Genomic DNA, 13101 nt, shown 5'->3' with positions numbered 1-13101 from the left:
AATGAGACATTTTAATCTGAAGACTGCAACGATTTGCCTGGTTAATTTCTCCATTGTGACATTTGAATTTGGACTATCCAACCATTTGTCCCGTTACAAGCTTTATCGAAACACTTCAATCTAAATTCCTAATCCATCTACCCCCTACACCTCTACACGAGAAATTCAACCTGATGACAAATAAAGATCCCCTAAAAACAAAAAACTACCTCAGCATCCGCGAACTCAAAGCTACCGCGAATACTGAAATAGTCTCAGTCAATTAGTCTTCAATTTTCTCTAACTCTTTTTCCAAGCCTTCCGCAAACAGGCCGTAAACGTAACGTTCTGCATCAAATGGTTGAAGGTCATCCATTTTTTCGCCAAGTCCAACGAATTTTACCGGGATGTGAAGTTTGTTGCGGATTGCCAGTACAATACCACCCTTGGCCGTTCCGTCCAGTTTCGTTAACACAATACCTGTTACATTTGTGGCTTCCTTGAATGTTTGTGCTTGAATCAGGGCGTTCTGTCCAGTTGTCGCATCAAGCGCAAGCAGTACTTCGTGCGGTGCGTCCGGGATTTCACGGGAAATTACGCGGTGCACTTTTTCGAGCTCTTTCATTAAGTTTACTTTGTTTTGCAGTCGCCCAGCTGTATCACAGATCAATACGTCGGCACCACGTTTTTTCGCGGCAGCAATTGCATCATAAATAACTGCAGCTGGATCTGACCCTTCTGATTGCTTTATTACTTCACAACCAACACGGTCTCCCCATACCTGCAACTGGTCGATTGCCCCTGCACGGAATGTATCGCCTGCTGCGAGTAGAACAGATTTTCCTTCTTTTGATAAGCGATGAGCAAGTTTACCGATTGTTGTTGTTTTCCCAACGCCGTTTACCCCAACAAATAGGATAACTGTTAGTTCGCCATTCGGTTGCATGTTTAAGTCCGTAATATTCTCTTCGCCTGCTTCATAGATTTCAACAAGCTTTTCAGAAATGATGGCTTGAATTCCTTCAGTATCTTTGATGTTTTTGCGTTGTACTTCAAAGCGTAATTTGTCCATTAACTCCATGACAGTTTCGAACCCAACGTCCGCTTGAAGCAAGACTTCTTCCAACTCTTCAAAGAAATCTTCATCCACTTTGCGATAACGTGCTACTAAATCATTTACTTTGGAAGTAAAGGAATCACGTGTTTTCGCTAGCCCATTTTTGAATTTTTGTGTAATGGACCATGCAGAAGGCTTTTTCTCTTCTTCTGCTTCAACAGCAGCAGGTAGAGTTTCTTCTTCTGGAGCCAGTTCTTTGGCAGGTTCCTCTGCCGCTTCTTCGATTTCATCAATTACCTGTTCAATTACTTCATTTGTAATGACAGTAGGATCTTCCTTAACTGCTTCTGATCCATCGACCAAGTCTTGATCGGATTCAGCCTCGGCATGGTCAGCCTGTTCTTGTTGCACTTTTTCTTCTTCAGTACCGCCAGTTAACTTTTCTTTTAGTCGTTTAAAAAAGCTCATAAACTTTTCGCTCCTTTTTGCTATTAGAAAATGGGGCTTATCGCCGAATAAAGAACGATAAGCCTTCCTCACACTTATTCAAATAATTTCTATGTGGCAAGTGCTGCTTCTTCTTCAAGTTTTACCGAAACCAGTTTCGATACGCCAGATTCCTGCATCGTAATCCCATAAAGGACGTCTGCACCTTCCATTGTACCTTTTCGGTGTGTAATGACAATGAATTGCGTTTCACTGCTTAGTTTCTTTAGATATTCGCTGTAGCGCTGGACATTTGCTTCATCCAGGGCAGCTTCTACTTCATCCAGAATGACAAACGGCACCGGACGGGTATTTAAGATGGCAAACAGTAACGCAATGGCAGTTAGTGCTCTTTCTCCACCGGATAGGAGGCTTAAGTTTTGAAGCTTCTTGCCTGGTGGTTGAGCCACAATTTCGATTCCTGTGTCCAGCAGATTTTCAGGATCAAGCAAGACTAAATCAGCTTGTCCACCACCAAATAATTCACGGAAAACATGTCTGAACTGTGTTTGGATCATCGAGAAGGATTCTCTGAAACGCAGGGACATCTCTTCATCCATTTCACGGATGGCTTCATGTAAAGTCTCCTGGGCTTCCAATAAATCATTTCTTTGCTCCGTTAAGAAGGTATGGCGCTCCAATACCCGCTCGTATTCTTCGATAGCTGTTAGATTCACTGGTCCAAGCTCTTCAATGGATTGTTTTAACAGCTTAACTTTACGTCGCACTTGATCGACGTCTTCGATTTCAATCGCTTGTTCACGTGCTTCTTCGAAATCAAGTTCATACTGCTCCTCCAGAAGCGTATGCAGACGATTCATTTCAAAGTCAATACGACTAGCCTTTACTTCAACAGTTCGCAAGCTTTCCAGGAAGCCTTTATGAATGCGCTGCAATTCTTTTAGCTGTTCTTCCAATTGCGCCAATGTTTCTTGGTGCTCGAAACGCAAACCTCGATGTTGTTGTATATGTGCTGTTAAAGCTTCTTTTTTCGATGTCCATTCCTGGACTGTTTTTTCAATCTCTTCGTCAGAAGGACCGTTGTGATCTTCATTTTGAATCCATTTTATTTCTTGTGAAAGTGTAGCAACTTGCTGCTGGGCTTTGGAACGCTGTAAAGCAAGCTCCGCTGTTGCGATTTGAAGTTGACTTAGCTGCTCCTGAACAACCGCAAGGTCCGATCGTTTCTGGGCAGATGACTCCCTTAAGGAATCCTTTTCACTTTCGCTTTTTGTTTTTAATTCACTTAAATGGGCTACTTTTAGGTTAACTTCTTCAAGCTCGTGTTTTAGTTGCTCCAAACGTAATGCGGCATGCTCTTTTTGTTCCAGTAAGGTTGCTTTTCTTGTTGACATGGAAGATTGTTCGCTCGAAGCAACATTGACCGTTGCTTTTAAGTTTCTCTCTTCCATTCCAATTTCAAGCAGCTGTGCTCGAAGCGACATTTCTTCCGCACGAAGGGATTCCCCTTCCATCTTCAATGCTTCCAGTTTTTCACGTAAAGCAGCCACTTCTTCTTTCTCATGTGCGACTGATTTTTCAGCTTGTGCAATCGATTGCTCCATTTTTTCAAGATTGCCAGATAATTGATCAAGCTCCGCTTTACGGGAAAATAACGAAGATTGCTGCTTGGAAGCACCACCCGTTAAAGAACCGCCGGCATTTACAATATCCCCATCTACCGTGACAACGCGGAATCTAAAACCGCAGCTTCTGGCTATTTGACTTGCGCCTTCCAGATTCGAAGCGACAAGTACATTTCCCAGCAGATTTTCTACGATTGTACGGTTCGATTCATGGAATTCGACTAAATCTACAGCAAGACTTACAAAAGCAGGATGATCGATTGCAGGGGCAAATTGGGAGGATGTCAGCTTACGAGACTTCATTACTGTTTTTGGTAAAAACGTTGCTCTTCCTGCCCGTTTTGCTTTCAACCAGCCAATTGCTTTTTGTGCATCCTGTTCAGTATTCGTCACAATATGTTGCAGGGCAGCACCCAAAGCCGTTTCAATTGCTTTTGAATACTTCCCTTCAACTTGAATCAACTCTGCAACGGCACCTTCAATCCCCAACAGTTCTCCGCGTTCACGTGCCAGCAGAATCTCCTTAACGCCTTGGAAGAAACCGGAGAAGTCCGCTTCAAGCTCCGCCAAAGTTTCTTTGCGAGCTCTTAGTTGTTGCTGATGTTGGTATGCTTGGTATAGCATTTGTTGTTTCTCTTCGAAAGAAGTAGCCGATTTCTTTAATTGCATTTGAATAACTTCATGCTGTTCCAGCTTTTCTTTCAGCTGAGATTCGACCTTTTTAAGAACCGTTTCAAGTTCGGATTTAACGGAAGTGATTTCTTCCAGTTTTTTCACCATTTCAGTAGAACGGTCATTCATGCGCTCAGCTGATTCCAATTGTTGCGTCAGTTGCTGTTCAATATGCTTTAATTCATTTTTAATCGTCGCTTCTTCATTCAACAAATCAATATACAGATCTTTTGATTGGTCAATTTCTTTTTCTATTTCAGAAGCAGAAGAATTTAATGTCAATTCTAATTGCTTTATTTCAATCTTAAGCTTTTGAACTTCTTTTTGCTTGATGGCAAATTGCGCTTTTTTCTCTTCTTCGTTTGTTGTCAGTGATTGTTCTTCTTCTTTTGAAAGTTGCAGCGATTGCTGCAGCTGATTTAATTGCTTTTGGGCATTGGAGCGCTTTTCTTTCATAAGCGCTTTACGGCCTTCCCAGCGTTCAGCCTCCGAACTGGCTTCCACCAACTGTTCCCCTGCGGAATCGAGTACTTCATCAATTTCTTTTAGTTTCGCACGAACGGTATCCAGCTTTTCTTCATCTCTTGAAATTTCAGCTGCATGCTTCTGTTCAGTTGACTTTAATTGCTGATATTCTGTATTGATTTGCTGCAGGTCATTGGCATGAACGATTAAGTCGTTTACCGTTAGGGCAATATCGGACTCTTTTAGCTCATCCGTCATGCGTACATAATCCTTTGCACTGGAGGCCTGGATTTGCAACGGTTCCAAACGGCCATCCAATTCATGCAGGATGTCCAAAACGCGATGAAGATTTTCATCTGTTTCAATTAATTTATGTTCAGCTTTTTTCTTGCGGTTTTTATACTTCAAAACACCGGCTGCTTCTTCAAAAATCGTTCTGCGATCATCTGGTCGGCTATTTAAAATCTCATCTACGCGTCCTTGTGAAATAATCGAGAATGCTTCTTTTCCTAACCCGGAATCCATGAACAAGTCCGTAATATCCTTCAGGCGACATTGCTGATTGTTTAGCAAATATTCGCTATCACCTGAACGATACACACGTCTCGTTACGCTAATTTCTGAAAAAGGCATCGACACTTGTTCATCTTCATTATCTAAAACTAGTGTTACCTCGGCAAAATTTAGCGGTTTTCTTGAATCACTTCCAGCAAAAATAACATCTTCCATTTTCGATCCACGCAGAGATTTCGCGGATTGTTCCCCTAAAACCCATCGTATCGCGTCCGTTACATTACTTTTACCACTGCCATTTGGTCCTACTACAGCCGTTACACCAGGGACGAAATCAATACCAATACGATCAGCAAACGATTTAAAGCCAATTACTTCAAGTCGTTTAAGGAACATACTATTCCTCCTTAATGCTAGACTGATTCAATGTCACCATCGCGTTTTGCGCAGCTTGTTGTTCAGCCTCTTTCTTCGATTTTCCACGTCCAATACCCAATTCCTTGTCATTTAATAAAACGCGGGAAACGAATGTACGGTTATGTGCTGGTCCCTTTTCATCAACAATTTCATAATTCAGTGTGCCATTGTTTGATTGCTGAACCATTTCTTGCAGCTGGCTCTTGAAATCCATCACATGCGAAAAAGCACCGACTTCTACTTTCGGGAAAACAATGCGTTCCAAAAATTCTACAACGCTATCTAAACCTTGATCTAAATAAAGTGCGCCGATAAATGATTCAAAAACATCCGCTAAAAGTGCAGGACGTTCGCGACCACCTGTAAGCTCCTCACCTTTTCCTAAAAGAACATATTTGCCAAAATTCAGCTCATTGGCAAAAATAACGAGTGATGGTTCACACACTATGGAAGCACGCAGCTTTGTAAGTTCCCCTTCACTCATATGTGGATATCTTTCAAAAAGGTATTTAGATACTGAAAGTTCAAGTACTGCGTCTCCCAAAAACTCTAGTCTCTCATTGTCGGTAAATAATTTTCGACGATGCTCATTCACATAAGATGAATGCGTAAAAGCTTGGTAAAGCAAGCTTTTATTTCTAAAGAAAATATTTAATTCCTCTTGCAAAAACTCAAATTGATGTCTTACTTTCTCAGGTAATACACCAACTTTTTGATTATTACCTTTTTTTCTTATTGTCATGAACAATCGGCCTTCCTAATAGATTCTAACGTATAGTTTACCTTGTTAAGCATGATAAATTCAACATTTCTTTAATTATACGCCAAACTAATATAAAAAGAGGCACAAAGTTTCGCTTTTCAACCGAATGCTAAACTGTGCGCCTCTTTATTAAATGCGACGAATTTCCACCGAGGCTAGGCCTGCACGATGCAGGTCAAGAATAGCCTCAATAAATAATCCGCAGCATTCGCCATAACCAACTTTATTCTGATGAATGAAGTTAACTTAGCTTACTTTACCTTCAATGTAACTGATAGCGTCGCCAACAGTTGCGATTTTTTCAGCATCTTCGTCTGAAATTTCCATATCAAACTCATCTTCAAGTTCCATTACTAACTCAACAACGTCTAATGAGTCTGCACCTAAATCCTCACGGAAAGAAGCTTCTACTTTCACTTCGCTTTCGTCAACACCTAAACGGTCAACGACTACTTTTGTAACACGTTCTAATACTGTAGCCAAATCGTTCACCTCCCCTCAAATAGTAATAATAAAAAAACATTAGTTTGTCAAAGAATAACAGACAAAATTATTATTCAATTAATAACAATTACTAACATAGTTTATTGATAGATTGATTGTCAATCAATCTTACATATACATTCCGCCGTCGATATGCAGCGTTTGGCCTGTCATGTAGCTTGCATCATCTGATGCCAGGAACACTACAGCTTTTGCCACATCCTCGGAACTACCAAGTTTTGCTAACGGTATCTGTGATAACATTGTGCTTTTCACGTCTTCTGGCAATGCATCCGTCATTTCAGTTGTAATGAAACCTGGTGCAATTGCATTGACCAAAATGTTTCTAGAAGCCAGCTCGCGAGCTGTTGTTTTCGTTAAGCCGATCACACCGGCCTTAGCTGCAACATAGTTTGCCTGACCGGCATTCCCCATTACTCCAACGATTGAAGAAATGTTAATAATACGCCCAGCACGCTGTTTCATCATTTGACGAGTAACTGCTTTGGTACATAGGAATACACCTTTTAGATTGGTATTGATAACATCATCCCATTCATCTTCTTTCATACGCATCAGAAGATTATCTCGGGTAATTCCTGCATTATTGACTAAAATATCGATAGTCCCAAACTGTTCGATTGCAGCATTCATTAACTGTTGAACCGACTCGCTATCCGAAATATTCGCTTGAACAGCAATCGCTTGTGAACCAAGATTTTGTACTTCTGTTACTACTTCATTTGCTTTTTGTTCACTTCCGCTGAAGTTCACGACCACATTGGCACCTTCTGCAGCCAGCTGCAACGCAATAGCTCGTCCAATTCCGCGTGATGCTCCCGTCACAACGGCAGTTTTCCCATCTAATTTACCCAACTTGATTCACTCCAATCGCTTCAATGACTTCCTGCAAGGATGCTTCATCATAAACGCAATATGTTTTGACAGAACGATCGACTTTTTTCACTAACCCTGAAAGTACTTTTCCTGGTCCGCATTCGATAAAGGTAGTGACACCCAGCTCCAACAATTTGCGAACATCGTCTTCCCACAATACCGGGCTATAGACTTGCTCAATCATTTCACTTCGAATAGCTGATGGCTCTTGTAAAAGATCCGCACCTACATTGCTGATGATTGGCGTATGAGGTGCTTTGATCTCGATACCATCAATTACTTCCTGCAGTTTTCCTGCCGCCTCACGCATTAGTTCCGAATGGAAAGGACCACTTACAACTAGAGGAATAGCGCGTTTTGCTCCTGCTTCTTTCGCTGCAGCAGATGCCTTTTCTACTCCCTCTTTCGTACCCGAGATAACAATTTGACCAGGGCAGTTTAAATTGGCTAGCTGCACCACGTTTCCTTCAGCAGTGATTTGGTCGCAAACCGCTTTAAGGCTATCCGCATCCAGACCTAGAATTGCAGCCATTGCCCCTTCACCTGCCGGAACTGCCTCATTCATGAATAAACCACGTTTATGAACTGTTGAAACGGCATCTTCAAAGGATAGTGCACCCGAAGTAACAAACGCACTATACTCACCTAAAGAGTGTCCTGCCGTGTAATCTGGTTTAATCCCGGCTTCCATTAATTTTTGCGCAACCATTACCCCTGTTGTCAACAAAGCAGGCTGTGCATTGTAAGTCAGCGTTAATTCCTCTGCTGGACCATTTAGCATTAGATCAGATAAAGAGAATTCTAATACTTCATCCGCTTTATCATAAAACGCTTTACTTTCTTTGCTATTTTGAATGAACTCCTGTCCCATGCCTACTTGCTGGGAGCCTTGACCCGGAAAAATAAAAGCTATTTTTGTCATCTTCAATCCCCTTCTCTAACTACATCCCTTTATCCCCTACAATAAACGGATTTATTGTACTTGATTTTCTGCAATTGTTTTAGTGATTATATCAGTTACATTATGTTCAACCATAATGGATGCTTGCCGGATTGCACTATAGATTGCTCTCGCGTTTGAGGAGCCGTGTGCCTTGATTACTGGTGCCTTAAGGCCGAAAAGTGCAGCGCCGCCGTGCTCCGAATAATCTAATTTCCCTTTAAGCTTTTTCAACTCGCTTTTCATGAGTACAGCACCAATTTTTGTTTTGGCTGACGCCATAAATGCTTCTTTGAGCATTGTCATCATGCTGCCTGCTGTACCTTCAATTGATTTTAGGACCATGTTTCCAGTGAAACCATCCGTCACAACAACATCAGCCACACTGTCCAATAGGTCACGGGCTTCAACATTGCCAATAAAATTAATGTTGGATTCCTTTAACAAAGTAAAGGCTTGCTTTGTTAAATCATTCCCCTTTTTATCTTCTGTACCGATATTTAATAGTCCTACTCGAGGATTGTCGATACCTCTAACTTTTTTTGCATAAATATAGCCCATTATGGCATATTGCAAAAGATTTTCTGCTTTCGCATCGGCATTTGCTCCTAAATCAAGCATCAAGAACCCTTTGCCGTCAACCGTAGGTAAAGTCGTGGCTAATGCAGGGCGGGTAACGCCTTCGATACGGCCTACCTTAAATAAGCCGCCTGCCATTAAAGCTCCAGTGTTCCCAGCCGATAAACAGGCATCCGCTTTTCCTTCTGTCACGGCTTCCAAAATTTTTGTCATCGATGAATCTTTTTTGCGACGAACAGCACGGGCTGGATCATCTTCCGCTTCAACGACTTCCTCGCAATGAATCACTTCAAGACGCGCATGTTCTTTTAAATAGGGCTGTAATTCCTGTTGTTTTCCATACAGTTGTATTTCTATGTTCGGAAAGTCTTCCAATGCCAGCAGCACACCCTCAACGATTGCTTTTGGTGCGTTGTCGCCACCCATTCCATCAATTGCTAGCTTCATGATTATCACCTGAACCTTTCGTGTGATACATTTCAAATTCACCTTTGAATACTGTTTCATTATTAACAGTTGATACTACTTCTATATATGTACGATTTTTTTCACTATTCTTCCCTCGAACAGTTGCTTTTGTGATCACACGGTCACCCGCTTTTACAGGTTTAACAAAGACAACATTCGATTTGACGGTAAGTGCCAATTCATCATTTATAACGGCAACAGCTAAAGAGTTAGCTTGGGCAAATAAATGATGCCCCCTTGCAATGCCATTGCGTTGAAAAACATGCTCTTCCTTCACATCAAATATGGAAAGCGCTCGCTGATCTAATTCTATGTCGATTATTTCACCAATTACTTCATCAAGTGGTAAAGATTTTACTTCATTCTCGTAATTTTGTGCGGCAACGCCTTTAATGCGTTCGCGTAATTCCGGAATCGAAAGTTCCATGCGATCTAGGCGAATGGTTTGAACGCTGACTCCGAACTGGGAAGCTAATTGTTCATCAGTGACGAATGGGTTATCTTCAATTGTTTCGGTAAGCAATCTTTGTCGTTCTTTTTTTGTACGCTTCAAAACATTCGTCACCTACTTCCAGTTTTTTTAGCACTTGGTACTAATACCAGTATACATTTCTATAAAAAAGAACGCAAGTATAAATAAATTAAGAGAATGGTTTCTTCTGGAATAGGAGCAAGTTTGGTTTTCCTTATAAAAATTCTAATTATGTACGGCCTTGGTGGGCGGTCTAAGCACACAAGCGGCTATCACTTTCAAAAATCTCGCCACTTTTTACTGTTATCTAGTCACTTCAATCTTTCGGCTAATAAAAAAACGATCCCCGCATTCAGTAGCGAAAATCGTTTTTAAAACTTACCCGTTTTAATCAATTCGTTCTCCATTTAAAGCGCCGGACTCTTCCAACATCTCACGCAGATAACGGTATTCCTCGGCTTGCCAAAATTGCTCATCGTAAATGAGTTTGGCTGCATCTTGTCTGGCTACTTCCAGTGTTCGGTAGTCATGCACCAAATCTGCCATTTTGAAATCGGGCAGACCACTTTGTTTTTTTCCAAAGAAATCACCTGGTCCCCGGAGTTCCAAGTCCTTTTCTGCAAGCTTAAAGCCATCATTTGTTTGGGTCATGGACATCATCCGTTCTTTTCCCTCTTCTGACTTGGGGTCAGCCAGAAGCACACAATAGGATTGGTGCTCCCCACGGCCTACCCGACCACGCAATTGATGGAGCTGGGCCAGCCCAAAGCGATCGGCGTCGTAGATCATCATAAATGTTGCGTTCGGTACGTTAACCCCAACCTCTACAACGGTTGTCGAAACTAGCACATCAATTTTCCCTTCAGAAAACTCCCGCATAACAGCATCTTTTTCGTCGGGATGGAGTCTTCCATGCATTAACCCAACTTTATAGCGTCCATTAAAGATGGTTGAAAGCTGCTCATATACTTCCACGGCATTTTGTACATCCAACTTATCCGATTCTTCAATCAGCGGACAAATCACATAGGCTTGTCTGCCATTTCGCAGCTCCGATTCCATTTTGGCTATGCTCGAATTCAATTGTTCCTTCTTCAGCCAATGCGTTTCAATTTGCTTACGCCCTGCCGGCAATTCGTCAATAATGGAGACATCCATTTCACCGAAAGCAGTGATTGCCAGCGTTCTTGGAATAGGTGTCGCCGTCATGAACAGCACATCCGGATTCATCCCCTTATCCCGCAAGATTCTACGCTGTTCCACACCAAAACGGTGCTGCTCATCAGTTATAACAAATCCCAGGTTCTTGAAAACGACATCTGGTTGTATCAAGGCATGCGTACCAATCAAGATATCTATTTCGCCGTTATGTAGTTGTTCCAATAACATTTTTCTTTCTTTTGTTTTCGTGGAACCAGAAAGCAGGGCTACTTTCACCCCAATTGGATCGAACCAGCCTTTCAAGGATTCTGCGTGCTGTTCAGCCAGGATCTCTGTTGGCGCCATCAACGCACCCTGAAACCCCGCTGTAACCGCGGAATATAATCCAATAGCAGCCACAATCGTCTTACCGGAACCTACATCCCCCTGTAAAAGTCGGTTCATGCGATGCGGCTCTTTCAAATCTTTACTAATCTCATTGACCACTCGTTTTTGAGCGCTTGTCAGTTCGAATGATATCCGTTTAATAAACTCACGCACTTTTTTCAGTTCATATTGAATGGCGATTCCTTGTTCATTTTCTTTTCTGATTTTCCTTAGCGACTGAATGCGTAATTGGAATTGCAATAATTCCTCATAAACAAAACGTCTTCTTGCTTGTTTGGCATGGTCGGCATCTTTCGGGAAATGAACGCCTTCCAAGGCATCGGATAATTTAGGCAATTGGTATTGTTCGATTAATTGACTTGGAAGTGTTTCATCCATTTCACCGTCAAGTAGATCAAGCGCCTGACGCATGTATTTTCGAAATTTATTTTGATGGATAGAGCCCTTCAAACTATAAACAGGCTCGAAATCTGTATTGTCCGTTTTCGGTCCAAATTTGATTGATGTGCCATTGATGACTTGTCGCCCACGGTCCCATTTCCCTGAGACCGTGACGATTTCACCTGGAACAAGCTTCGTTCTTAAGTAATTTTGATTGAAAAATACAACTTTCACAAGATGTCTTCCTGCTAATACCGTAACTTGAATTCTAGATTTATTTTTACCCAGATAAAGCACGGCTGGAACACTTTCCACTCTCGCTTCAATTGTCACTTTTTCATTATGTGGTGTTTCTGCCAGATCTTTTAAACGAAAATCTTCATGGCGATAGGGGAACGTCCAAATAAGATCGTCGATTGTATAGATACCCATTTCACTTAGGTGTTCAGCCGTTTCTTTTCCAATTCCTTTTAGTGCTGTAATTGGTTCTAATTTTTTAGTCAACTTCTACTGCACTTCCAAAGATTTTCGCAGCAAGCGCTTTACCCGTAGGTGTTGCAGCAAGCCCCCCACGAGCTGTTTCTTTCAAGCTCGGATGCATTGTCTGACCGATTCTGAACATCGCACCAATTACTTCATCACAAGGAATTCGGCTAGTTATTCCAGCAAGTGCCATATCTGCAGCTACCATTGCATTTGCTGCCCCCATTGCATTACGTTTCACACACGGAACTTCTACAAGACCTGCAACCGGATCACAAACAAGACCCAGCATATTTTTTAATGTGATTGCAAACGCTTCCGAACATTGTGCAGGTGTACCCCCAGCCATTTCTACTATTGCCGCTGCCGCCATACCAGCTGCGGAACCTACTTCTGCCTGACAGCCGCCTGCAGCGCCTGAAATAAATGCATTGTTTGCAACGACAAATCCAAATGCACCGGATGTAAATAAGAAACGAATCATCTGCTCGCGAGTAGGATTCAACTTATTTTTCACGGCAAATAATGTTCCAGGTACTACCCCTGCGGAACCTGCTGTGGGCGTCGCACAAATTGTTCCCATTGCCGCATTTACCTCATTTGTTGCTACCGCCTTACTAACAGCGTCCAACAATAAATCCCCTGAAAGACTTTTGCCGGATGCAATATAATTTTGCAGCAGAACCGCATCCCCGCCAGTCAAACCGGAAACCGACTGGACACCATTTAGCCCGCGTTCAACCGCTTGCTCCATGACAATTAGATTTCTATCCATTTGCGCAAAAATTTCTTCTCTTGTGCGGCCAGTCATCTTCATTTCTTGTTCAATCATGATTTCAGAAATGAGCTTATTTTCTTTCTCAGCAAGTTCAACTAATTCTCTTACATTATGAAATAATACGTCCATAAAGC

At 42.0% G+C, this 13101-nt stretch carries 10 protein-coding genes; all 10 read right to left on the bottom strand.

What is annotated here, in order from left to right; translation table 11 throughout:
• Positions 1-262: 262 nt before the first annotated feature.
• The 10 genes from ftsY to sdaAA all read right to left on the bottom strand — a co-directional run bounded on the left by ftsY (position 263) and on the right by sdaAA (position 13096).
• A complete protein-coding gene (ftsY, locus tag QYB95_RS11740; RefSeq protein WP_301138517.1) occupies positions 263-1504 on the bottom strand; it encodes a signal recognition particle-docking protein FtsY in 1242 nt (413 codons plus the stop codon).
• An 89-nt stretch (positions 1505-1593) separates the two neighbouring features.
• Positions 1594-5154: a chromosome segregation protein SMC gene (gene smc / locus QYB95_RS11735; RefSeq protein WP_301138516.1), complete on the bottom strand. Its 3561-nt coding sequence runs from the start codon at positions 5152-5154 to the stop codon at positions 1594-1596.
• Position 5155: 1 nt separating this feature from the next.
• Positions 5156-5917: a ribonuclease III gene (gene rnc, locus QYB95_RS11730; protein ID WP_425609202.1), complete on the bottom strand. Its 762-nt coding sequence runs from the start codon at positions 5915-5917 to the stop codon at positions 5156-5158.
• Between the two features lie 267 nt (positions 5918-6184).
• Positions 6185-6421: an acyl carrier protein gene (acpP, locus tag QYB95_RS11725; RefSeq protein WP_036202894.1), complete on the bottom strand. Its 237-nt coding sequence runs from the start codon at positions 6419-6421 to the stop codon at positions 6185-6187.
• 129 nt (positions 6422-6550) lie between these two features.
• On the bottom strand, positions 6551-7297 hold the full coding sequence (fabG, locus tag QYB95_RS11720; protein WP_301138515.1) for a 3-oxoacyl-[acyl-carrier-protein] reductase: 747 nt from the start codon (positions 7295-7297) through the stop codon (positions 6551-6553).
• Entirely contained in the window at positions 7290-8240 is a 951-nt protein-coding gene (gene fabD / locus QYB95_RS11715; RefSeq protein WP_301138514.1) for an ACP S-malonyltransferase, read from the bottom strand. Before fabD ends, fabG begins: the two co-directional genes overlap by 8 nt.
• Before the next feature lie 51 nt (positions 8241-8291).
• On the bottom strand, positions 8292-9284 hold the full coding sequence (gene plsX / locus QYB95_RS11710) for a phosphate acyltransferase PlsX (RefSeq protein ID WP_301138513.1): 993 nt from the start codon (positions 9282-9284) through the stop codon (positions 8292-8294).
• The gene (gene fapR / locus QYB95_RS11705; protein WP_301138512.1) at positions 9268-9858 is read right to left on the bottom strand and encodes a transcription factor FapR; all 591 of its coding nucleotides are present in this window, start codon (positions 9856-9858) and stop codon (positions 9268-9270) included. The genes plsX and fapR overlap by 17 nt, the downstream gene beginning before the upstream one ends.
• 306 nt (positions 9859-10164) lie before the next feature.
• Entirely contained in the window at positions 10165-12210 is a 2046-nt protein-coding gene (gene recG / locus QYB95_RS11700; protein WP_301138511.1) for an ATP-dependent DNA helicase RecG, read from the bottom strand.
• The gene (gene sdaAA, locus QYB95_RS11695) at positions 12203-13096 is read right to left on the bottom strand and encodes an L-serine ammonia-lyase, iron-sulfur-dependent, subunit alpha (RefSeq protein ID WP_301138510.1); all 894 of its coding nucleotides are present in this window, start codon (positions 13094-13096) and stop codon (positions 12203-12205) included. Before sdaAA ends, recG begins: the two co-directional genes overlap by 8 nt.
• Positions 13097-13101: the final 5 nt, after the last annotated feature.

Origin of the sequence: Ureibacillus aquaedulcis, from assembly GCF_030418165.1 — a bacterium.
In the GTDB taxonomy this organism is placed as follows: Bacteria; Bacillota; Bacilli; order Bacillales_A; family Planococcaceae; genus Ureibacillus; species Ureibacillus aquaedulcis.
This window is presented reverse-complemented; position numbering and strand designations above follow the sequence as displayed.

What these genes read in the sequence shown, in the direction of transcription:
- plsX (WP_301138513.1), bottom strand. Translation starts at nt 9,284, where the DNA reads ATGAAGCTAGCAATTGATGGAATGGGTGGCGACAACGCACCAAAAGCA.
- ftsY (WP_301138517.1), bottom strand. Translation starts at nt 1,504, where the DNA reads ATGAGCTTTTTTAAACGACTAAAAGAAAAGTTAACTGGCGGTACTGAA.
- sdaAA (WP_301138510.1), bottom strand. Translation starts at nt 13,096, where the DNA reads ATGGACGTATTATTTCATAATGTAAGAGAATTAGTTGAACTTGCTGAG.
- fabD (WP_301138514.1), bottom strand. Translation starts at nt 8,240, where the DNA reads ATGACAAAAATAGCTTTTATTTTTCCGGGTCAAGGCTCCCAGCAAGTA.
- smc (WP_301138516.1), bottom strand. Translation starts at nt 5,154, where the DNA reads ATGTTCCTTAAACGACTTGAAGTAATTGGCTTTAAATCGTTTGCTGAT.
- rnc (WP_425609202.1), bottom strand. Translation starts at nt 5,917, where the DNA reads ATGACAATAAGAAAAAAAGGTAATAATCAAAAAGTTGGTGTATTACCT.